Here is a 20616-nt window from a genome sequence, read left to right on the forward strand (position 1 = left end):
CGATCAGACTGTCCAGATCATGCGTGACCATAAAGACCGTCAGGCCAAGGCTTTCGCGCAAACTGCCGATTAACTGGTCGAAGTTTGCGGCGCCGATCGGATCCAGTCCTGCGGTCGGTTCGTCGAGAAAGAGAATGCCCGGATCAAGCGCCAGCGCACGGGCCAGACCGGCGCGTTTGCGCATGCCACCGGAAAGCTCGGACGGGAACTTCGCCGCCGTGTCGACCGGCAGGCCGGTCATGGTGATCTTGACGCGGGCCAGTTCGTCCATCAGCCGAGGCGACAGTTTGGTGTACTCCTTGATCGGCACCTGGATGTTCTCGGCGACGGTCAGCGAGCTGAAGAGGGCGCCGTCCTGGAAAAGTACGCCCCAATGGGCGCGCAGGGCTTTCGCTTCGCGCGCCGACAACGTTTTGGTGTCCTGGCCCAGAACTTCGATGGTGCCGGCCTGCTGCTCGCGCAGGCCGACGATCGTGCGCAGCAACACCGACTTGCCGGAGCCAGAGCCGCCAACGACGCCGAGAACTTCGCCCTCCAGCACGTCCAGATCCAGATTGTCGTGCACAACCTGTTTGCCGAACTGATTGCGCAGTCCGCGCACCCGAATGACCGGCTCGCCCTTCGGCGTATGCAGATCACTCGGGGAGTCAAACTCCTGCTCGTCTCGTAGTGCCATCAGATCCCCAAGAACGAGAAGAGGACGGAGAAGAACGCGTCAAGGACGATCACCAGGAAGATCGCCTGGACGACCGCCTTGGTCGTCATTTTGCCGACGCTCTCGGCACTGCCGGCAACCTTCAGACCGTTGTAACAGCCGATCATGGCGATGACGAAAGCAAAGAACGGCGCCTTGATGATGCCGACCCAGAACGCCCACATCGGCACGGCGCTGTTCAACTGATCGATGAAGCGCGTCAGCGAGATGTCGAGAACAATGATTGACATGATCGCGCCGCCGATCAGGCCGAGGATATCGGCATAAAAGCCCAGCAGCGGCAGCACGATCATGAGCGCGACAAGACGCGGAATGACCAGCAGCTGTATCGGGCTCAGGCCCAGCGCGCTCATCGCGTCGATCTCTTCGTTCACCTTCATGGTGCCGATCTGCGCGGTAAACGCGCTGCCGGATCTGCCGGCGACAATGATCGCTGTAATCAGGATACCGATTTCACGAAGGAAGGAGACGCCCAGCAAGTTGACGGTGAAGATCTCCGCGCCGAAACGGCGGAGCTGGTCGGCGCCCTGAAACGCAATGACGATACCGATCAGAAAGGCCAGAAGACCGACGATCGGCAGGGCGTTGAATCCGGTCTGCTGCATCTGGTTGACGACGGGTACCAGTTTGATGCGTCGCGGATGCACCAGCATGTGACCGACGGAAACACAGATCTCGCCGAAGAACGACAAGAGTTCGGCTGCCTCTTTGCCCGCCTGAACGGTCCGGTAGCCGACCTGTTCGACCATGCCCAGGATGGGATGGAACGGTCGTTTCTCCAGGTCCGGCTTTTCCTGACACGCGACGATATGGTCGAAGAGATGCTGGAACTCCGGCCTTATGTTCTCGAACGCGGTGTCGTAGCCTTCGTCAGTCAGGCGTTGACGCAGGCGGAACAGCACCCATGCGCCGGCGGTATCCAACTTCTCGATACCCGCCAGATCGATCCGCACCGTGGCTCCGCTGGGCGGGCTGATGGCGCGCACGGAATCGTCCAGGGCCTGCACCGTGGTGATATCCCAGACCCCGTCGACGGTTACGATACAGCGGCCGTCACCCCCCGAAAGGGCAAGCGTACCCTTGTGCAACACAGCCATAAGGCGCGCGTTTCCCCGTTCTGTAGCCCCTAACTCACGCCGCGGAGTATAGCGACCATCGCGATTGTCACCAGCCCCGTCATTCTCCCTTGATGTTGAGCGCTTCTGCGGCCAGCATCCCGCGCCCAATTGGTGCGGGAAGGCCGATGGACAGTGAAAGCGGCGGCAGGCGCCGCGGAAGGCGAAGCAGCCAGCCGACACTCAGGGTGTGCGTGACCTGCCGCTGGCAGGGCCTGGAGACGCTGGGCGAGCCGGATGTGCGCCCCGGTCAGCACTTGCACGACCTGGTCGTCGCCCGAGCCAGGCCCGACCAGCGCGACCGTGTTCAAGAGATTGTCTGCCTGACCCATTGCTTGAATGCTTGCAACGCGGTGGCGATGCAGCGCGGCAAAGCGCCGCTCTTGATGACTCAGATGGCGCCCGACGAGGCCTCGGCCGACGCCTTGCTCGCCATGCTGGACGCTTATGGCGAGAGTTCCGATGGCACCGTTGACGACAACGATGTGCCGGAGGCCATCCCGCTTGCCCGTCCGTTGGTGCCACCGCGCCGGCCGGGCCGGGGCGATGAGGAGTAGGCCGGTGTCGAAGCGCACCAGTGAGCATCGAAAAGCCAAGCATCGCCGGATCGAGTCCTGGTCTGGGTTCAAACATCCGGAGCTCGCGGCATTCGGTATCGCGGCGCAAGACGTCATCGATTTGGAGCACGCCGTTTATGGCCAGACCGTGCTTCCAGAAGATGTCGACTACGATCTCGCGCGCCAGGTCCATGAGCCGGCGTTCCAAAACTTTCCGCTTCTGATCGCCTATTGCGAAACGCCGGGCGATGTCCGCCACTGCCTTGCCTTTGCCAGGCGTCACGAACTGCGGGTGACCTGTCGGTCCGGTGGCCACAACACGGCTGGATATTCGGTCGGCAACGACGCCATGGTGATTGATACCAGCCGGATGCAGTACGTTCATCTATCGCACGATGACGGTGGGGACGGGCTGCCGATCGCCCATGTCGGCGCCGGCAGCCAGTGGGGCTATGTGGCCGCCGTCCTGGATAGCCACGGTTTTCATGTCCCCGGCGGCGCGTGCGAGAGTGTCTGTGTCGCCGGCTACATGCAGGGCGGCGGGTACTGCTTCACCTCGCGCATGTACGGCATGAACTGCGACAATGTCGTCGCCGTAAAGGTGATGCTGGCCGATGGCCGTATTGTAATTGCCAACGAACAACAGAATGCGCCGTTGTTCTGGGCAATTCGCGGCGGCACCGGCAACAACTTCGGCGTACTGCTGGAGATCAGTTACCAGGTCCAGCGGCCCGACCCTCTGTGGGGGTTCAGCATACGCTGGGAAATCGATGATGCGCCCCAGGCGATCGTCGCCATGCAGGACGGCTTCATGAAGACCAACCCGTCACGGCGGATCGGCTATGAGACGCAGGGCATCACGATCGACGGTCGGCAGATCCTGCAGATGCGCGGCATGATTCGCGGGTCCGAGACCGAGGCGCTGGCTGATCTCCGGCCCATGCTCGCAACACCTGGCGCCCAACTGGAGTATGGTTTTCCGAGCAGCTACTACGAGCTCAACAGGCGCCATGACATCGGTTTCCCCGGTCCCATGCCGACCGGCATCAAGGAGGACAAACAGTCGGGTTATCTGCGCGCGCCACTCACGTTCGCCGAGTGGGAGCAAGTGATCGACATGTTCAAACGCTCGCCCAATCCCTACAGCATCTTCAACATCGAGGCCTATGGCGCGGCGATCAACGATGTCGCGTTGGGCACCAACGCGTTCATGCACCGCGACGCCTATTGCGACTTCTATCTGGATGTCTTCTGGGTCGAAGAGAGCGAACGCCAGACCTCGGTCCAGTATCTCGACGACTTCATGGCCATGATGCAGCCGTTCTTCGAGCGGCCGGATGGGCGCGCGCAGTCCAATCAGAACTATCCGCGCGCAACCTTGACGAACTACATGGAGCTCTACTTCGATGGGTTTGTTCGCGATTTGGTGACGGCAAAACGCCTCTACGATCCTGAAAACCGTTTTGGCTTCGAGCAGGGCATTCCGCTTGAAGTCCCTGCGGACGCTCGCGTCGATCCGGCATCGCCCGGGTTCACCGGCAACGAAATCATCATCGCCGAAGACATCTAGGTTTGTGATTAAGTCGGCCAGACCGACCCGCACCTAGCCGCTGACCAGCCTGCCCAGACGAACGGCGGTCTTGCCCTTAACGGGTTCGCGCGCCGGCATCACCATGACGCAATTGTCATAAGGCGTCTCGACCGGATTGCCGCCGTCGGTGCCGATCAAGGTGCCGGCGTCCGGCACGATCTCGAAACCCTCGAAGATACGATCGAACACGAACTCGTCGGTCTCGATGGTGACCGGTCCCGTCACCTCGATGAAGAGCTGGTCGGGCTGTGGCGAGCGGTCGAGATGCTTGTCCCGCGTCGCGCCGTCGAGGGCGTCGTAGAAGTCGAGGAACCTGAGCGAGGTCTGGATGGCGATGTCACTGGCCTCAGGAAAGAAGTGATAGCCGCATTCGACCAGCATGGCCGCGTTGGGCAGGTCGGGGTCGTCGAACGCCGCATAATCGCGCAGCCGCTTGCCGGCGGCGTGGCCGGCGTCGATCACCACGTGGGCGGGGGCGCCGATGCCCTTGGCAAGCGCTGCGCCTTTCTTGCAGGTGCCGGCCAGCAGCATGCCCGGCTGCGGGATTTCGACCGAGTGGATGTCGAGCAGATGGTCGACCTGATCGACCACCGGCCGGAGCTCCCTGGCACGGGTGAGATCCCGGCTCTGGCGCGGACCGTCAAGCGTTTCCTCGTTCCACAATCGGTTGAAGTCTTCGTCCTGATACCTTGAAACAAAAGGATAATTCGGATCGAACTCCTCATAGGCTCCGACATTTGCGAAGGACAGTGTCAGTTTGCCTTTGGTGGCGCGGATGTCTTCGTCAAACAGGAACTTCAGCGCATGAGCGCCGCACATTTCGTTGCCATGTGTGATCGCGTTGATCATCAGGTGCGGACCCGGCTTGCCGCTGTCGAATGTGGTGACGTAGTCGACGCCGGTGTTGCCGGCCCGGTAGGGCGTGATGTCGCAGGGCATCAGGTGAACCCCGTGCGGGGCGATGGGCGATGCGGTCATGGATTCGGATCAAGCTCCAAGGGATTGGACGGATTAGTAGGAGAACTGCTCCTTCAGGATGCGCTCTTCAAGATTGTGTTCGGCGTCAAACAGGACGCGGACGCTGCGTTCGGGGTCTTCGATGATTCGTACGGCCACGACATCGCGCACCTCGGTGAAATCGGCGACGGCGCTGACCGGCCGCTTGTCGGGCTCCAGGACGGTCAGGTCGACCGTCGTGCCGAAGGGCAGCAGGGCGCCGCGCCACCGCCGCGGCCGGAAGGCGCTGATCGGCGTTAAGGCCAGAACCTTGGCGTCGATCGGCACGATCGGACCATGCGCCGAGAGGTTGTAGGCTGTGCTGCCGGCCGGGGTCGCGACCAGGACACCGTCGCAGATCAGCTCGTCGATACGCACGACGTCGTCGATGGCGATGCGGATCTTCGCCGTCTGACGGGTCTCGCGGAACATGGCGACCTCGTTGATGGCGATGGCCTCGGTCACGTTGCCGTCTTCGGCGGTGGCCATCATGCGCAGCGGGTTCAGCTTCGTCTCAACCGACTTCTCGATACGCTCGGGCAGCTTGTCGGTGTGGAACTCGTTCATCAGGAAACCGACACTGCCTCGGTTCATGCCATAGACCGGGATGCCGCGATCCATGTACGCGTGCAAGGTCTCCAGCATGAAACCGTCGCCGCCCAACGCAACGATCACATCGGCGTCTTGGGGGTCGCAGGTGCCATAGCTGGCACACAGTTCGTCCAGCGCACCTTGCGAGTTGTCAGTCGGGCTGGCCACGAAAGCGAGACGTTGCGTGGTCACGATCGGCGCTCCGGGATGGCAGGGGAGAGAATCACGCTGGCGTTACTATAGACGAGCCGGCGACGGCGCGCGATGAGGTGACATCGCCCGGCTTGGCGGGCACACTTGCGCCAGCGCGCCGCCATGGAGGTTATTGCTCATGTCACCCATTCGCCTGTTGTTTCCTGCCTTCACGGTGGCCCTTTTAGTCGCGTTCGCCGGACCGACACTTGCCCAGGACGAGGGCGAGGAAGGCGGCGACCGTCACGCCGGCTATTACTATCCCGAGCCCCAGTCGGAAGAAACCTATGTCGCGCGCGCCGTCACGCTGCCCGACAGCGATCGGTCAAGGCGCCTGGGCTTCGTGACCTTGCTGACCCAGCAGCAGCTCACCGCGCCATACTCCCCCTCGATCGCCATGTTCGCCAAGGGCGAGGAGGCCGAAAAGCTGATCATCGTCGGCCTGCGCGACGGGCCGATGGACACGATCTATCGCGCCCGCGGCGTCCTCGCCATGCTAACGGCCTCGGCGCGCACGTCCGAGCTGTTCCGCCAGTATCAGGTCCAGGACATCTTTACCTTCTTCGATCTGCTCAAGCTCCTGGGTTTCGAACGGTTGACCGTGACCAACGGCAAAGACTTCGCCCACGTGATCTACATTGAGTAGGTCATGACTCGGTTTTCGGCCAACCTGGGCTTCCTGTTCACCGAACTTCCGTTTCTCGATCGATTTGATGCGGCTGCCCGGGCCGGTTTCAAGGCGGTCGAATTTCCGTCGCCCTATGACCATGGTGCCGAGGATGTCGCGCGTGCGGCGCGCGAGGCCGCGGTCGAGGTGATTCTGATCAACCTGCCAACCGGCGATGAGGACAAGGGCGATGTCGGCCTCACCGCTGTGCCGGGCCGCGAGGCGGACTATGCCGAAAGCCTCGAAACGGCCCTGCACTATGCGGCCGTGCTCGACTGTCCGCGCCTCCACACCATGGCGGGCATCGTGCCCGATGGTCTGCGCGACGACGACTGCATGGCCGTGTTCGCCGATAACCTTGCCAAGGCATGCGCGGCGGCGGGAGAACAGGGGCGCGATATCATGATCGAGCCGATCAATCGCGTTGATCTGCCCGGCTACGTCCTCTCCTACCAGGATCAGGCGCGGCGCCTGATCGAAACGGTGAGGGCGCCCAACCTGAAGCTCCAGTTCGACGTCTATCACTGCCAGATCATGGAGGGCGACCTGGCGCGCAGCTTCAAGCGCCTGTTGCCGCTTATCGGCCACGTGCAGATCTCCGATAATCCGGGACGCCATGAGCCGGGCACCGGTGAGATTAACTACCGCTACCTGATCCCCGAAATGGCTCGGCTCGGCTATGACGGCTGGGTTGGGTGCGAATACGCACCGAAGGGCAAGACCGAAGACGGGCTGGGCTGGATAGAGGCCTTTTAGCCGCCGGTGACGCTCATGTGGCGTCCGACCGCGGGCTTGTTCTGGCGCCGGTCGATGACGAAGTCGTGGCCCTTCGGCTTGCGCGCGATGGCCTCGTGAATGGCCTCGATCAGCGGACCATTGCTCTCGCTTGAGCGCAGCGGCGTCTTCAGGTCCGCCGCGTCTTCCTGGCCCAGGCACATATAAAGCGTGCCCGTGCAGGTCAGCCTGACGCGGTTGCAGCTTTCGCAGAAGTTATGGGTCATCGGCGTGATGAACCCCAGCTTCTGGCCGGTCTCGCTAATCTCCACGTAGCGCGCTGGTCCGCCCGTGCGGTAGGGAATGTCGGTCAGTGTCCAGTTTTTCTTCAGGCGGCTTCTGACGACCGAAAGCGGTAGGTACTGGTCGGTACGATCACCGTCGATGTCGCCCAGCGGCATGGTTTCGATCAAGGTCAGGTCGAAGCCGTTGTCGCCGCACCAGGCGATCATGGTGTCGTACTCGTCCTCGTTGACCCCTTTCAGGGCGACCGCGTTGATTTTGATCGCGAGGCCCGCTGCCTTGGCCGCATGGAGCCCTTCCATGACCTTCTCGAAGCTTCCCCAGCGCGTGATCGCCTTGAACTTCGTGGGGTCGAGCGTGTCGAGGGATATGTTCACGCGTCTCACGCCAGCGGCAAAAAGTTCCTCGGCGAAACGGGGCAGCTGGGTGCCATTGGTCGTGACGGTCAACTCCTCCAGGCCGTTGCCCAGATGGCTGCCGATGCCATGGAACAGCTGCATGATCCCCTTGCGCACCAGGGGCTCGCCGCCTGTCATGCGGATCTTCTCGACGCCCAACTCGATAAAGGCCGCGGCGACCCTCTCTAGCTCCTCCAGTGTCAGCAGGTCCTTTTTCGGCAGGAACGTCATGTCTTCGGACATGCAGTAGACGCAGCGGAAGTCGCAGCGATCCGTCACCGAAATGCGGATGTACGAAACCTCACGTCCAAAAGGGTCGACCAGTCTGCTCATCTACCGCCCTGTCAGGGGATTAACGACATCGTTGGCTTTCTTATATATGCGAGCCCTTCCGGCCGCACAACCAGACTGTTTTTGGGGATTTGACCTCACGAAACCCGCCAAACCCAACAACGATGGCGGATGTGGGGTTCGGACCCGATGGATGGGAACGGTTCGCCGGCCTCGACCAGCCGCCAGCTGCCCGCCTGCTCGAGCTCAAGGTGCTTTCCGGCGAATTCCGGCGGCTCCTCATCGGCCCGCAAGGTGTAGAGGATCAGGCCACCAGGTTTTGTGATCCGCACGAGTTCGTCCAGCGACGAGGCCGGCGCATGATTGGGTGTGAAGACGCCGCATACCGTCACGGCATCATAAGTGTTGCTCGCATAGGCAAGTGACTTGCCCAGTTCCATCAACTGGCAATCCCGATAAATGCCTTTGGTCTTCGCGATCTCAAGCATGCCCTCGGAGAGATCGTTGGCGTCCATGGTCGTGAAACCCCGCTCGGCGAGCTGATCGCCCAGCATGCCGGTGCCGGCACCGGCATCGCACAAGGTGGCGGTGGGGTCGACGAGGCGGGCGACGACGTCGGCAAGCGCGAGGTGCCCGCGCCATCCGACATCGCTTTCCATCGCCGCGTCGTAAACGGTCGCGGCGTCGTCATAGCGCTCGATCAGCTGGTCCTGGTCCTCGGCGAGATAAAACCCTTTCGGATCGGCCTTGGTATGTTTCGGGCTGATGGCCATGGCGCTCTCCCGTGGCTCGGTGCGTCTGCCAACAGTTTTGGGCGCGCCATCCGTTATTGCAAATTGCTTTTGCAACCAGCTCCTGCTTAGGTTCTCCCGCCGCAAGGGCAGGGACGAGCATGACAGCGAAAAACGAGACCACGGTCGGCGGACCGCGCGCACCAGACAGCGGTTTTCTGTTCCGCCAATAGGCGGTCCCAAAACGACCCACCCCCCATATCGAGACATTACGAGACACCTGCATGTCGACCGTAAAAGACGGCACGTCCCGGCTTGATCATCACTGGATGGCGCCACTCCTGGCGCCACGCACCATCGCCATTGTCGGCGCCTCCAACCGAGCGGGCAGCGTTGGCGCCAACGTGATGGCCGCGCTGCAGTCGGGCCGCTACGACGGTCAACTTTGGCCGATCAACCCGCGCTACGAAAAAGTCGCCGAGCTCGATTGCGTGGGATCGATGGCCGACCTGCCGTCGCCGCCGGATCTCGCTGTACTGTCGGTGGCGTCCGAACGCATGGAGAGTGTGTTTGCCGATGCGATCGAGCAAGGCGCGCGGTCGCTCGTCATCTTCGATCCCTGCATGATCGAAAACGACAGCGAACCCAAATTGCTCGACCGTCTGAAAGCGCGCGCGAAAGAGGCGCGCATCCCCGTATGCGGCGGCAATGGCGTCGGTTTCTATAACTTCGTGTCTCAGACTTTCGCCTGTTTCTCGCGACCGATTGTGAACGAAGTCGGACACATCGCCGCATTTTGTCATTCCGGTTCCGTGTTCGGCATGGTCGGCAAGTTCGACCCCAGGTTTCGCTTCAACTTGCTGACGTCACAGGGCCAGGAAATCAATGGTTCGGTGGCCGAGTACATGGACTATGCGCTGGAGCTCGACTCGACGCGGGTCCTGGCGCTGTTCCTGGAATCGGTGCGCGATCCCGAGCGCTTTCTGACCGTGCTGGAAAAAGCGCGGGACAAGGACGTGCCCGTGGTCGCGACCAAGGTCGGGCGGACCGCACGCAGTGCCTTTCTGGCGACCACGCACTCCGGCGCCGTAGCCGGCAGCGACAGCGCGTTTGATGCGGTGTGCGACAAGTTCGGCGTGCTGCGAACCGATGACCTTGACGGTCTGATGGCGACCGCGCAGATCCTCGCCATGCCGCATCGCGTCGGACCAGGAGACCTGGCCGCCGTGCTTGACTCCGGCGGTCTGCGCGAACAGTTGATCGACATGGCCGGCGACATGGGCGTGCCGCTTGCCGATCTGACAGATGACACCACCAAGAAACTGCGCGGCCGGTTGCCGCACATGTTGGAGGCGGTCAACCCGGTTGACGCTGCGGGGCCGCTGCGTGACGACTATGAGGACATCATCATCGACAGCGTCGGGTTGGTTGCCGGTGATCCCAATGTCGCGATCACGGCGCACGAGATCTATATCACCGATACGATCGACGCTGATACGCCGCAGGCCGATGCGGCGCTCACCATGGCCGAACGGTTCGGCAAGCCCTTCATCGTCATCAACAGCTTTGGCACAACATCGAATGCCCAGGTGGCGAACCGGCTTATGGACGGCGCTGTGCCATTGATCAATGGCCTGCGCCCCGCGTTGACCGCTATTCGCCACGCCTTTGCCTACCGCGAGAGCAGGAATGCCGAGGATGCGCCGCCAGAAACAGTCGATGGCGCTATTGTCGCGGCATGGCGCGAAAGGCTCGGCGGCGGCGCCATCGACGAAAGCGCGGGACTTGCCATGTTGAGCGACTTCGGCGTGCCGGTCGCGCATTCGACGACGTGCGCGACATTTGATGAGGCCAAGGCGGCCGCCGCGGCAACGGGCTATCCGATTGTCATGAAGACGGCCGAGCCCGGCATCGCGCACAAGTCCGATGTCGGCGGCGTACGTTTGGGAATCTCTGATGAGGACGGACTGGCCGAAGCCTATGGCGACATCTCCGGCCGATTAGGGCCAAGCGTCACGGTCGCGGCCATGGTGCCGCGCGGCGTCGAGCTCGCGTTCGGCATGGTGCGTGATGTCCAATTCGGTCCGATCGTCATGGTCGGGGCCGGGGGTACGTTGATCGAGAGTCTCGATGACCGCTGCTTCGGCCTGCCGCCGTTTGGCGAGGCGACGGCGCGGCGTCTGCTCGGCCGGCTGAAACTGGCGCGGCTGCTTCAGGGCGTACGCGGTGCGGCGCCTGCGGACATGGATGCCCTGGCCTTCGCATTGTCGCGGTTTTCCGTTCTGGCCGCCGCGCTCGGTGATCTCGTGCCCGAGATCGACGCCAACCCGGTGATCGCCGGTCCTGATGGCGCGGTTGCCGTCGATGTCCTGGTCGAGGTTGGCTGAGCCTTGGCGTCGGCGCGACGGGCTCCCATACTCTCACGATGACCGATTATCTGGTTCGCCCCGATCCCGCCGATCCGCGCCTGACACGCCGTGTCAGCGGCCGTGACCACGAGGGCAAGGATATTGAGACCGCCGTCACCATGGAACGGCCCTTGACGCTGTTCCTGAACGGCCAGGAGATCGTCACCATGATGACGATCGGCGACTACCCGGAGTACCTCGCGGTCGGGTATCTCCTGAACCAGAACATGCTGCGGCCCGATGACGAGATCACGGCGATCGATTACGACGACGATGTCGAAACTGTGGTCGTCAGGACCGCGCGGAAGACCGATTTCGAGGACAAGCTGAAGCGCAAGACGCTGACCTCTGGCTGTGCCCAGGGAACCGTGTTCGGCGATCTGATGGAAGAATTCGACGACGTGACGCTGGACGCCGACGCGCGGATCAAGACGTCATGGCTCTACACGCTATCCAAGACGATCAACACGACGCCGAGCCTTTATCTGGAGGCCGGCGCCATCCACGGCTGCGTTCTCGCGCACCAGGACCGGCCGCTTGTTTACATGGAGGATGTCGGTCGACACAACGCGGTCGACAAGATCGCCGGCTATATGATGACCGAGAACATCGCGCCAGAAGACAAGATCTTCTACACGACCGGGCGGCTCACCAGCGAGATGGTGATCAAGACGGTCAAGATGCGCATCCCGATTCTGGTGTCGCGCTCGGGTTTTACCGCGTGGGGTGTCGATCTGGCGCGCCAAGCCGATTTGACCTTGATCGGCCGCATGAAGGGCAAGCGGTTTCTGGTGTTGTCCGGCGAGGAGAGGGTGGTCTATGACGCCGATCCCGCTAGTCTAGGCGAGGAACCATCACGTCATCGTCGCAAGGGGGCCGAAGATGACAACTGACGACGTGGCGGGCGACACACCGGAGGTGGTTGCGGTCGTGCTCGCCGGTGGCTTGTCCCGGCGCATGGGAGGCGGCGATAAGGGGCTTCTGGAACTCGACGGCCGGCCAATCCTGGATCACGTGATCGATCGTGTGGCGGCCCAAGTTCGCATGGTGGTTATCAACGCGAACGGCGATCCCGAGCGGTTCGCGCGCTGGAACCGGCCGGTCGCCGCCGATGTCCTACCCGACAATCCCGGCCCCTTGGTCGGCGTCCTAACGGGCATGGAATGGACGGTGGCAAACATCCCGGGCGTCGAATGGATCGTCACGGTGCCGACCGACTCGCCGTTTCTGCCGGGGGACCTCGTCGGACGTTTCCTCGAAGCCGTTGCGCGAGAGAAAGCCGACATGGCATGCGCGGTGTCAAACGGGCAGCGCCATCCTGTCTGCGGTCTGTGGCCTGTCAGCCTGCGCCTGAATCTAAGGCGCGCCCTGGTCACGGACGGCATACGCAAGGTCGACAAGTGGACGGGTCAGCACACGGTCGCCGACGTCGACTTTTCGACCGATCCCATCGACCCTTTCTTCAATGCCAACGAGCCGGCGGACCTCGACGAAGCCCATCGTCTGCTTGCCACAGAAGCCTGACCGGCCAGCGCCATGGCCGAGACGGCCGTCATCCTGTTCGTCACTTTCCTTCTTGCCGGCACGGTCAAGGGCGTCGTCGGCTTGGGGTTCCCGACGGTCTCGTTGGCGCTTCTGACGCTTGCGTTCGGCTTGAAGGACGCGATGGCGATGCTGATCGTGCCGTCGCTCCTCACCAACATCTGGCAAGCCGGTGTCGGTGGTCAACTTGGCGCGATACTCAAACGGTTTTGGCCGCTGCTGATCACGACCTGCATCGGCGTTTTTGCCGGCGCATGGGTCCTTGCCGGTTCCGACGCTGTCGGGCTGACCGTTCTGTTGGGCGTTCTCCTGATCGCCTACGCCGTCTACGGCCTGGCAACGCCCGTCTTCCCGTCGCCCGGACGGCATGAGACTTGGCTCTCGCCGGTGGTCGGTCTCTTGAGCGGCGTCGTGACCGGCCTTGTCGGCATCTTCCTGATGCCAAGCGTGCCTTATCTGCAGGCCATCGGTCTCAAGCGCGATCACCTGGTGCAGGCGATGGGCGTGTTCTTCACCGTCTCGACGGCGGCGCTCGGTGTCGCGTTGGGCGGTTTCGGCGTCATGACCGGCGATCTCGCCGTTTGGTCCGTAGCCGGCATTGTGCCCGGTATCCTCGGCATGGCGATCGGCCAGCGCATCCGCCAACGTCTCGACGAGAACCGGTTTCGACTGGTGTTGCTGGTCGCGATTCTGGTGATGGGCCTGGTCGTTGCCGTAAAGGCGCTTGCTTTGGAATGGTAGTCAGCACCTAGGCCTAATCTGATGCCAGTTCGAAACGTTCCGGCAAACTCTCGATCTGTTCATTCACATCTCGTTGCAGCCGGAAGAACATTAGACCAATTGCCTCGGTTATGGCCGTGGATGCCAGACCAACAATACCGCTTGCAAACATTTCTTGAGTATTGTCTGCAGAAAAAACAAAAAATAGTGTAACAACAAAAACAATCACACCAAGAAAGATGCACAAGACCCCTAACGGAAATGTCCACCTTTTATCCCTAACAACTGTTTCAGTAAGAGTCCGAACGACATTCTCTCTGAATAGTTTATCTTCTATTGCCGCTTCTCGCTCCAGGCCGGCACCGCGAACGAGGCGTTGATACTCCATTGGAATGTCGTCAATCTTTTTGTCTATGCTTCTGAACTTGAGGTAGCGATTGATTATCCAAAACATCACAGCGGCGCCATAGATAGAGCCGGCAGTTAGAAGGTAATGAGTAGGGGACTGTTGGTATGAACTTGCACCAGATTTTGCAATCGAGCTTGAATTGACAAAGGCGTACAGTAGTAGAGAAACAAAAGCGAATGCAATGATTAGGGAGTATGCCAACCACTTACTAGCATTATGTTTTTGGATCTGCAGTTTCTGAGCGGTTTCGTCAATGTACACCCTAAGAATTCGAACCATTTTCTCGGCGTCATTCTTGTCATCTGATGCAAGTATTGGCTGCATGCGAAGGTCCAAAAAATCGACGCTGTTAATGTAACCTTCTCGTGTTCGACTAAGGATTCTGTGTCTTACCAGTGAAAATACAAAACTGATTGCAAACATGTTTGTCAGAAATCTTACATTAAAGTCATTATACAAAGAAACAATTGGTTTCCCAGATACAACCAAAGGATATGCAACAAAGAAAGCATATACTATGAAGAGTATTGTGATTGACCAGGCGGCAAGAACACAATACTGCTGACGCTTAAAGCGGTGTCGCCAAATCTCTTCGCGCCTCGCTAAAAATCTCTGTGCAAGTGCGCTTGCGCTACCAGTTTCATTGGCGTCTGGGATCTCAATTTGGCCTGATACCATGGAAAGCCCCAATGACTAAATCTCTTGCAGACATGATGTAACACGCGCAAATCAACTTTCTATCGAACTCGTACTAATGACCAGCCTTTGGCTAACTTAGTCGTTTGTCGGTACTTTTCGTCGGTCAACGAGGCGATAGTTCATTTTGTATACGGAGGCGGAGTACAAAATCTTAAAGACGGAAATGACCTCCTACCCTCTCTTTTATCTTGCAAGTGTAGCGGGTCGGGATCTCGGTCGTTCGCTCCCCACATGCGTTTCATTTGGCGCAGTTACACTAAAACTGTTTGTATTTTGTAGCAAGTTTATCACGCAACGATATGTTTGTCGCCTGTGTATCGCGCATTGATTGTTGTTCTGAGTTCACAATACAAGGTAGGCGTCGCGGTCGAGCCGCGGCTCTTGACAGCGCTTGCATAGATGCGTTGTGAGGAGCCAGATTGGTCGGTTGTGTTACTTGCATCACAATGTCTAGCACCTTCGCCACGTCACACTCGGCGCCATTCTGGTGATGGGTCTCGTCGTCGCGGTAAAGGCGATCGGCTAGTCCGTCAACATCAACCGAAACGCGCCATCGTCACAACGGACTGGTAGTCGACATGCAAGACGCCATCGTCGGACGCTTGGGGGTGAAGTGCATCTTTCAGATGCGCCATGACCTCGGACTCGCTGCGCTCGCGCACGGCGACCTTGAAGTGGGAGGTCGAGCGGACGTAGCCGATGAAATCATCGACGGTGCGCCGCCACGTCCAGACGTCGACAAGCTGTCGGACGTTGCGGGCGGCGGCGTGTCGCTGTAGCTCGCCCTCGCAGTCGAAGTCGCGATAGCCGCGGTGGTAGCCGGGCGCCAGCCTTTTCAAGGCACCTTCCAGCGCGAGAGCGACCGGGCGATCCATGATGCGGTTATTGTAGAGAACCGCCAATGCGCCGTCCGGGCGCAGCACGCGGGCACACTCGTCATAAAAGGCGCTGCGATCGAACCAGTGGGCGGCCTGGCCGACTGTGATGAGATCGAGTGAACCATCCGCGACGGGCAGGCTTTCGGCGTGCGACGCGAACCACGAGAGATCCAGCTCGGCAGGGGTTGTGTCGGCCGCTGTGCGCAGCATGTCCGAACCCGGTTCGCCACCGACGATGACGGCGTCCGGAAACTGCCGACGCAACGCGCGGGTCAAGATGCCTGTGCCGCTGCCCAGATCGAGCACATAGCGCGCATTGCCGGTGTAGCTGGCTAGGGCCTGGAGGGCACCTTCGCTGTAGTGCGGTCGGAACTGATCGTAGTCGTCAGTCAGTCCGTCGAAGATCTTCCTTGGGTCGGCCCAGTGCTGCGACCAGACGTGCTTGCCATGAGGCGCGGTCACGGCGCGTTAACCGTTGCAAGAACAGGACCCGGATCATCTGCGGTGACGATCCGGCGGGCCATCGCTGCTTACTCAGCCGCCTCGGGAACGGTCGCCTTATCGACGCGCACGGCGCAGAACTTGAACTCCGGGATCTTGCCGTAGGGATCGAGCGCCTGATTGGTCAGCATGTTGGCTGCGGCTTCGGCGTAGCAGAACGGCACGAAGATCATGCCGGGCTGGATGCCGGCATCCAGACGCGCCTTGGCTTCGATGACGCCGCGCCGCGTCGAGATGCGGATCGGTTCGCCGGGTGCGATGCCGAGACGTTCCATGTCGACCGGGGCCATGGTCGCGATGGCTTCCGGTTCCAGCGAGTCCAGATAGGTCGCGCGCCGTGTCATGGCGCCGGTGTGCCAGTGCTCCAACTGACGACCGGTGGTCAGCACCATCGGATAATCCTCATCGGGCAATTCGTCCGGCGACACGATGTTCGCGGGAACCATTTTGCCGCGACCCGACGGCGTCGGGTATTCCTCGGAAAAGACGATCGGCTGACCGGGATCGTCTTCGGAGAGGCATGGATAGGTGACCGCGTCCTCGCGCTCCAGGCGCTCCCAGGTGATGCCGGTGATCGAGTGCATGGAGCGGCGCATCTCGTCATAGACGTCGGAGACGTGATCGTAGCGCCAGTCAAGACCGATGCCGCGCGCCATCTGCTGAATGATCTCCCAGTCCTGGCGCGCCTCGCCAGGCATCTCGACGGCTCTTCTGCCGCGTTGCACTTGACGGTTGGTGTTGGTCACCGTGCCGTCCTTTTCCGGCCAGGCGCTGGCCGGCAGGACGACGTCGGCATGCATCGCCGTCTCGGTCAGAAACAGGTCCTGGACGACCAGAATGTCGAGCTTGGCCAGCGCGTCGCGCGCGTGGTTGGCGTTGGGGTCCGACATCGCTGGGTTCTCGCCCATGATGTACATGCCCCGGATCGCACCCTCGTGGATCGCGCCCATGATCTCGACCACGGTCAGGCCCGGTTCCTTGTCCAGAACCGCGCCCCAGAACTCGCTGAACTTGTCATGGACTTCTTCACTCGCGACCGGCTGGTAGTCGGGATAGACCATCGGAATCAGACCGGCATCGGACGCGCCCTGCACGTTGTTCTGGCCGCGCAGGGGATGCAGACCGCTGCCCGCGCGGCCGGTCTGTCCGCACATCAGCGCAAGCGCGATCAGGCAGCGCGAGTTGTCGGTGCCGTGTACGTGCTGGCTGATGCCCATGCCCCAGAAGATCATCGCCCGTTCGGCCGTGCCGTAGAGGCGGGCGACTTCGATCAGAGTATCGGCCGGAATGCCGCAGATCTCTTCCATCGCCTCGGGTGAAAAGTCCTCAAGATGCTCTTTGAGCGCCTCGAAGCCTTCGGTCATGCCCTGAATGTACTGCTCGTCGTAGAGTTTCTCCTTCACGATCACATGCATGATCGCGTTCAACATCGAGACATCGCCGCCCGGTTTGAACTGCAGCATGTGTGTCGCGTGCTTTCTGAGCGCCTGGCCGCGGGGATCCATGACGATCAGTTTCGCGCCGTCCTTGACCGCCTGCTTAAAGAAGGTCGCTGCGACCGGATGGTTCTCGGTCGGGTTGGCGCCGATGACGATGAAGACGTCGGACTTTACAGCGTCGGTAAAGGGTGCGGTCACGGCGCCCGATCCAATCGTCTCCATCAGCGCAGCGACGGAGCTGGCATGACACAGCCGCGTGCAGTGGTCGACGTTGTTGGAGCCGAAACCGGTGCGCACCAGCTTCTGGAACAGATAAGCCTCTTCGTTCGAGCCTTTCGCCGAACCGAAACCGGCCAAGGCGCGTCCGCCATGCTCGTCGATGATCTTGCGCAGGCCGCCGGTCGCTTTGTCGAGCGCCTCGTCCCACGTCGCCTCGCGGAAATGGGTCAGCGGGTTGCCGGGGTCCATGTCGAAGTCGCCACTTTTTGGTGCGTCATCACGCCGGATCAGTGGCTTGGTCAACCGATGCGGATGGTTGATGTAGTCGAAGCCGAAGCGGCCCTTGACGCACAGGCGGCCGTGATTGGATGGGCCTTCCTTGCCCTTGACCGCGACAATACGGTTGTCCTCGATCTGATAGGTGAGCTGGCAGCCGACGCCGCAATACGGGCAGACGCTGTCGACCTCCTTCTTCGGCTTGGCCTTACCGACGCCCTTGGCGTCGACCATGGTCGCGGGCATCAGCGCGCCGGTCGGACACGACTGCACGCACTCGCCGCAGGCAACACAGGTCGATTCGCCCATGGGGTCGTCGAAGTCGAAAATGATCTTCGCGTGGTGGCCGCGATTGGCCATGCCAATGACGTCGTTGACTTGGATCTCGCGACAGGCGCGGACGCAGCGGGTGCAGTTGATACAGGCGTCGAGGTTGACCGCCATCGCCAAATGGCTGAGGTCGGGCAGGTGCGTGCCTCGCGCCGGGAAGCGGCTTTCGTGAACCCCCATCTCGTCCGACCAATGCCAGAGCTCGGACTCCTGTGTGTGCGCGACATCGCGCTCCGGCTGATCGGCGACCAAAAGCTCCAGCACCATGTTGCGTGATGCTTCCGCGCGATCCGAGCCGGTCTTGACCACCATGCCCGGATTGGGTTCGCGGATGCAGGACGCGGCCAGCGTTCGTTCGCCTTCGATCTCGACCATGCACAGTCGGCAATTGCCGTCGGCGCGGTAGTCGGCCATCTCGGTGAAACAGAGGTGAGGGATCGTCTTGCCGTGACGCTTGGCGACTTGCCAAATGGTTTCGCCCGGTTCAGCGGTCACCTCGTTTCCGTCGAGGGTGAAGGTGATCGGATCGCTCACGATACGTCCTCCGGAAAATACTTCATAACCGTCAAGATGGGGTTTGGCGCCGCCTGGCCCAAGCCGCAGATCGACGCATCGATCATCGTCGTCGACAGCTCGCCCAAAAGGGCTGCGTCCCAAGGACCTCTCGACATCAGCTTCACCGCCTTCTCGCAGCCGACCCGGCACGGCGTGCATTGGCCGCAGCTTTCGTCCTCGAAGAACTTCATGAGGTTGATCGCGGCGTCCTTCATGTTGTCCTGGTCGGACAGAATGACGACGGCGGCCGAGCCGATCAGCGCGCCGTGGGGCTGCAGCGTGTCGAAGTCGAGGGGCACGTCGCCCAGCGAGGCCGGCAGGATGCCGCCCGACGCGCCGCCGGGCAGGTAGCCCTTGAACGTATGGCCGTCGGCCATGCCGCCACAGTATTCGTCGATCAGTTCCTTCACCGTGATGCCGGCGGGCGCCAGCTTGACGCCCGGCTCCTTGACCCGGCCCGACACCGAAAAGCTGCGTAGACCAACCCGCTCATGGCGGCCGTGCTGGGTGAAACTCTCCGGGCCGTTGTTCAGGATATCGGTGACCCAATAAAGGGTCTCGACGTTATGGACCAGCGTCGGCTGGCCGAAGATGCCGATCTTGGCGACAAACGGCGGACGGTGACGGGGCAGGCCACGCTTGCCCTCGATCGATTCGATCATCGCGGACTCTTCACCGCAGATGTAGGCACCGGCGCCGCGCCGCAAATGGATCTTTGTGCGCTGATCGAGGCCCGCGTCGCACACCTTCTGGAGTTCCTTTTCTAGGATCTCCAAGACGGACGGGTACTCATCGCGCATGTAGATATAGACCGCCTCGGCCTCGACGACCCAGGCGGCGATCAGCATGCCTTCGATGAACTGGTGGGGCTTGCGCTCAAGGTAATAGCGGTCCTTGAACGTGCCGGGCTCTCCTTCGTCGCCGTTGACCGCCATCAGTCGCGGCGTCGTTTCCATGCGCACGAACTTCCACTTGCGCCCGGCCGGGAAACCGGCGCCGCCCAGGCCGCGAAGGTTGGAGGCCTCCATGGTGGCAATCAGGTCGTCGGGCTCGTGCTTGCCCGCCAGCACGTCACGCAGGAAGGCGTAGCCGCCGTCAGCGACATAGGCGTCGTAATCCTGGTAGTCGGGGATCGGCGCATCGAGGTCGCCGGCTTTAACGGCCGCTTCGATCGTCGCCCTGTCGGCGTGATCGATATCGTTGCGTCCGACTTTTGCGACCGGCGCCGTGTCGCAGCGTCCCATGCAGGGCGCGCGCACGACGCGGACATCGGGGCCGAGGTTGCCGTCAAGCGAGTCGATCAGGGTATCGGCCCCCATCATCTCGCAGGTCAGGCTGTCGCAAACCCGGATGGTGATCGGCGCGGGCGGTGTCTCGCCTTCCTTCACCACGTCAAAGTGATGATAGAACGTCGCGACCTCATAGGCCTCGGCCATCGGGATGCGCATCAACTCGGCCAACGCCTGCAGGTGACGCGCGGAGATGTGTTTGTAGCGGTCCTGGATCAGATGCAGATATTCAATCAGAAGGTCGCGGTCGCGCAGGCGGCCGTCCAGCAGCGCGCCGATTTCGGCGAGCGCCGTCGGGTCCGGTTGCCGGCCCTTGGCCGTTGTCCGGGTCTTGCGTTTGCCGGCGCCGGGATGGCGTCGTCGTCTTAGTTCGCCGGTAGCGGTCGTCATCGACCTCACTCGTCACATCATAGCTTGTACGCCAGACGGCTACGTGGCCGTGGCGGCGACCGATACAAAGTGCATGTTTTGCGCTGTGGCAATCGGAATC

The 20616-nt window shown here is 61.4% G+C and carries 18 protein-coding genes; 8 read left to right on the forward strand and 10 right to left on the reverse strand.

What is annotated here, in order from left to right:
* Positions 1-676, reverse strand: a 676-nt coding sequence (locus AAF563_18540; protein ID MEM7123287.1) for an ATP-binding cassette domain-containing protein, incomplete at its 3' end; no start/stop codon positions are given.
* Positions 676-1812: an MlaE family lipid ABC transporter permease subunit gene (locus AAF563_18545; protein ID MEM7123288.1), complete on the reverse strand. Its 1137-nt coding sequence runs from the start codon at positions 1810-1812 to the stop codon at positions 676-678. The genes AAF563_18545 and AAF563_18540, both read right to left, overlap by 1 nt.
* A gap of 146 nt (positions 1813-1958) precedes the next feature.
* Between AAF563_18545 and AAF563_18550 the strand changes: the two genes are divergently transcribed.
* On the forward strand, positions 1959-2387 hold the full coding sequence (locus AAF563_18550) for a DUF1636 family protein (protein MEM7123289.1): 429 nt from the start codon (positions 1959-1961) through the stop codon (positions 2385-2387).
* A 4-nt stretch (positions 2388-2391) separates the two neighbouring features.
* Positions 2392-3957 carry an FAD-binding oxidoreductase gene (locus AAF563_18555; GenBank protein MEM7123290.1) on the forward strand — a complete coding sequence of 522 codons (1566 nt, stop codon included), beginning with the start codon at positions 2392-2394 and terminating at the stop codon, positions 3955-3957.
* Between the two features lie 33 nt (positions 3958-3990).
* On the opposite strand, the gene AAF563_18560 is transcribed toward AAF563_18555, so the two are convergent.
* Positions 3991-4956, reverse strand: coding sequence for a succinylglutamate desuccinylase/aspartoacylase family protein (locus tag AAF563_18560; GenBank protein ID MEM7123291.1), 966 nt, complete (start codon positions 4954-4956; stop codon positions 3991-3993).
* Between the two features lie 33 nt (positions 4957-4989).
* A complete protein-coding gene (locus AAF563_18565; protein MEM7123292.1) occupies positions 4990-5757 on the reverse strand; it encodes an NAD kinase in 768 nt (255 codons plus the stop codon).
* Positions 5758-5896: 139 nt separating this feature from the next.
* On the opposite strand from AAF563_18565, the gene AAF563_18570 reads away from it, so the two are divergent.
* Positions 5897-6403, forward strand: coding sequence for a molybdopterin-guanine dinucleotide biosynthesis protein A (locus AAF563_18570; protein MEM7123293.1), 507 nt, complete (start codon positions 5897-5899; stop codon positions 6401-6403).
* 3 nt (positions 6404-6406) lie between these two features.
* Positions 6407-7180: a 2-oxo-tetronate isomerase gene (gene otnI / locus AAF563_18575; GenBank protein MEM7123294.1), complete on the forward strand. Its 774-nt coding sequence runs from the start codon at positions 6407-6409 to the stop codon at positions 7178-7180.
* Here otnI and moaA read toward each other — a convergent pair.
* A complete protein-coding gene (gene moaA, locus AAF563_18580; protein MEM7123295.1) occupies positions 7177-8172 on the reverse strand; it encodes a GTP 3',8-cyclase MoaA in 996 nt (331 codons plus the stop codon). The genes otnI and moaA overlap by 4 nt on opposite strands.
* 95 nt (positions 8173-8267) lie before the next feature.
* Positions 8268-8903, reverse strand: a complete 636-nt coding sequence (locus AAF563_18585; GenBank protein MEM7123296.1) for a methyltransferase domain-containing protein — start codon at positions 8901-8903, stop codon at positions 8268-8270.
* Between the two features lie 242 nt (positions 8904-9145).
* Between AAF563_18585 and AAF563_18590 the strand changes: the two genes are divergently transcribed.
* The 4 genes from AAF563_18590 to AAF563_18605 are packed head-to-tail and all read left to right on the forward strand — an operon-like array spanning position 9146 to position 13552.
* Positions 9146-11248: an acetate--CoA ligase family protein gene (locus AAF563_18590; protein ID MEM7123297.1), complete on the forward strand. Its 2103-nt coding sequence runs from the start codon at positions 9146-9148 to the stop codon at positions 11246-11248.
* A gap of 38 nt (positions 11249-11286) precedes the next feature.
* Positions 11287-12162 carry a formate dehydrogenase accessory sulfurtransferase FdhD gene (locus tag AAF563_18595; protein MEM7123298.1) on the forward strand — a complete coding sequence of 292 codons (876 nt, stop codon included), beginning with the start codon at positions 11287-11289 and terminating at the stop codon, positions 12160-12162.
* Entirely contained in the window at positions 12152-12793 is a 642-nt protein-coding gene (mobA, locus tag AAF563_18600) for a molybdenum cofactor guanylyltransferase MobA (protein MEM7123299.1), read from the forward strand. The genes AAF563_18595 and mobA overlap by 11 nt, the downstream gene beginning before the upstream one ends.
* 12 nt (positions 12794-12805) lie before the next feature.
* A complete protein-coding gene (locus tag AAF563_18605; protein MEM7123300.1) occupies positions 12806-13552 on the forward strand; it encodes a sulfite exporter TauE/SafE family protein in 747 nt (248 codons plus the stop codon).
* Between the two features lie 13 nt (positions 13553-13565).
* Here the strand turns inward: AAF563_18605 and AAF563_18610 are convergent, their stop codons facing one another.
* From AAF563_18610 to AAF563_18625, 4 genes are all read right to left on the reverse strand, one after another.
* Complete coding sequence (locus AAF563_18610) at positions 13566-14618, reverse strand: hypothetical protein (GenBank protein MEM7123301.1); 1053 nt, start codon at positions 14616-14618, stop codon at positions 13566-13568.
* Positions 14619-15175: 557 nt separating this feature from the next.
* On the reverse strand, positions 15176-15979 hold the full coding sequence (locus tag AAF563_18615) for a class I SAM-dependent methyltransferase (GenBank protein ID MEM7123302.1): 804 nt from the start codon (positions 15977-15979) through the stop codon (positions 15176-15178).
* A gap of 68 nt (positions 15980-16047) precedes the next feature.
* Positions 16048-18816 carry a formate dehydrogenase subunit alpha gene (gene fdhF / locus AAF563_18620; GenBank protein MEM7123303.1) on the reverse strand — a complete coding sequence of 923 codons (2769 nt, stop codon included), beginning with the start codon at positions 18814-18816 and terminating at the stop codon, positions 16048-16050.
* Positions 18813-20516 carry an NAD(P)H-dependent oxidoreductase subunit E gene (locus tag AAF563_18625; protein ID MEM7123304.1) on the reverse strand — a complete coding sequence of 568 codons (1704 nt, stop codon included), beginning with the start codon at positions 20514-20516 and terminating at the stop codon, positions 18813-18815. The genes fdhF and AAF563_18625 overlap by 4 nt, the downstream gene beginning before the upstream one ends.
* Between the last annotated feature and the right edge of the window lie 100 nt (positions 20517-20616).

The sequence above is a fragment of the Pseudomonadota bacterium genome (assembly GCA_039028155.1).
In the GTDB taxonomy this organism is placed as follows: domain Bacteria; phylum Pseudomonadota; class Alphaproteobacteria; order SP197; family SP197; genus JANQGO01.

Excerpts from the sequence above, each read along its gene's own strand:
- AAF563_18545 (MEM7123288.1), bottom strand. The coding sequence starts at position 1,812 with ATGGCTGTGTTGCACAAGGGTACGCTTGCCCTTTCGGGGGGTGACGGC.
- AAF563_18550 (MEM7123289.1), top strand. The coding sequence starts at position 1,959 with ATGGACAGTGAAAGCGGCGGCAGGCGCCGCGGAAGGCGAAGCAGCCAG.
- AAF563_18560 (MEM7123291.1), bottom strand. The coding sequence starts at position 4,956 with ATGACCGCATCGCCCATCGCCCCGCACGGGGTTCACCTGATGCCCTGC.
- AAF563_18570 (MEM7123293.1), top strand. The coding sequence starts at position 5,897 with ATGTCACCCATTCGCCTGTTGTTTCCTGCCTTCACGGTGGCCCTTTTA.
- otnI (MEM7123294.1), top strand. The coding sequence starts at position 6,407 with ATGACTCGGTTTTCGGCCAACCTGGGCTTCCTGTTCACCGAACTTCCG.
- moaA (MEM7123295.1), bottom strand. The coding sequence starts at position 8,172 with ATGAGCAGACTGGTCGACCCTTTTGGACGTGAGGTTTCGTACATCCGC.
- AAF563_18585 (MEM7123296.1), bottom strand. The coding sequence starts at position 8,903 with ATGGCCATCAGCCCGAAACATACCAAGGCCGATCCGAAAGGGTTTTAT.
- AAF563_18590 (MEM7123297.1), top strand. The coding sequence starts at position 9,146 with ATGTCGACCGTAAAAGACGGCACGTCCCGGCTTGATCATCACTGGATG.
- AAF563_18595 (MEM7123298.1), top strand. The coding sequence starts at position 11,287 with ATGACCGATTATCTGGTTCGCCCCGATCCCGCCGATCCGCGCCTGACA.
- mobA (MEM7123299.1), top strand. The coding sequence starts at position 12,152 with ATGACAACTGACGACGTGGCGGGCGACACACCGGAGGTGGTTGCGGTC.
- AAF563_18605 (MEM7123300.1), top strand. The coding sequence starts at position 12,806 with ATGGCCGAGACGGCCGTCATCCTGTTCGTCACTTTCCTTCTTGCCGGC.
- AAF563_18610 (MEM7123301.1), bottom strand. The coding sequence starts at position 14,618 with ATGGTATCAGGCCAAATTGAGATCCCAGACGCCAATGAAACTGGTAGC.
- AAF563_18625 (MEM7123304.1), bottom strand. The coding sequence starts at position 20,516 with ATGACGACCGCTACCGGCGAACTAAGACGACGACGCCATCCCGGCGCC.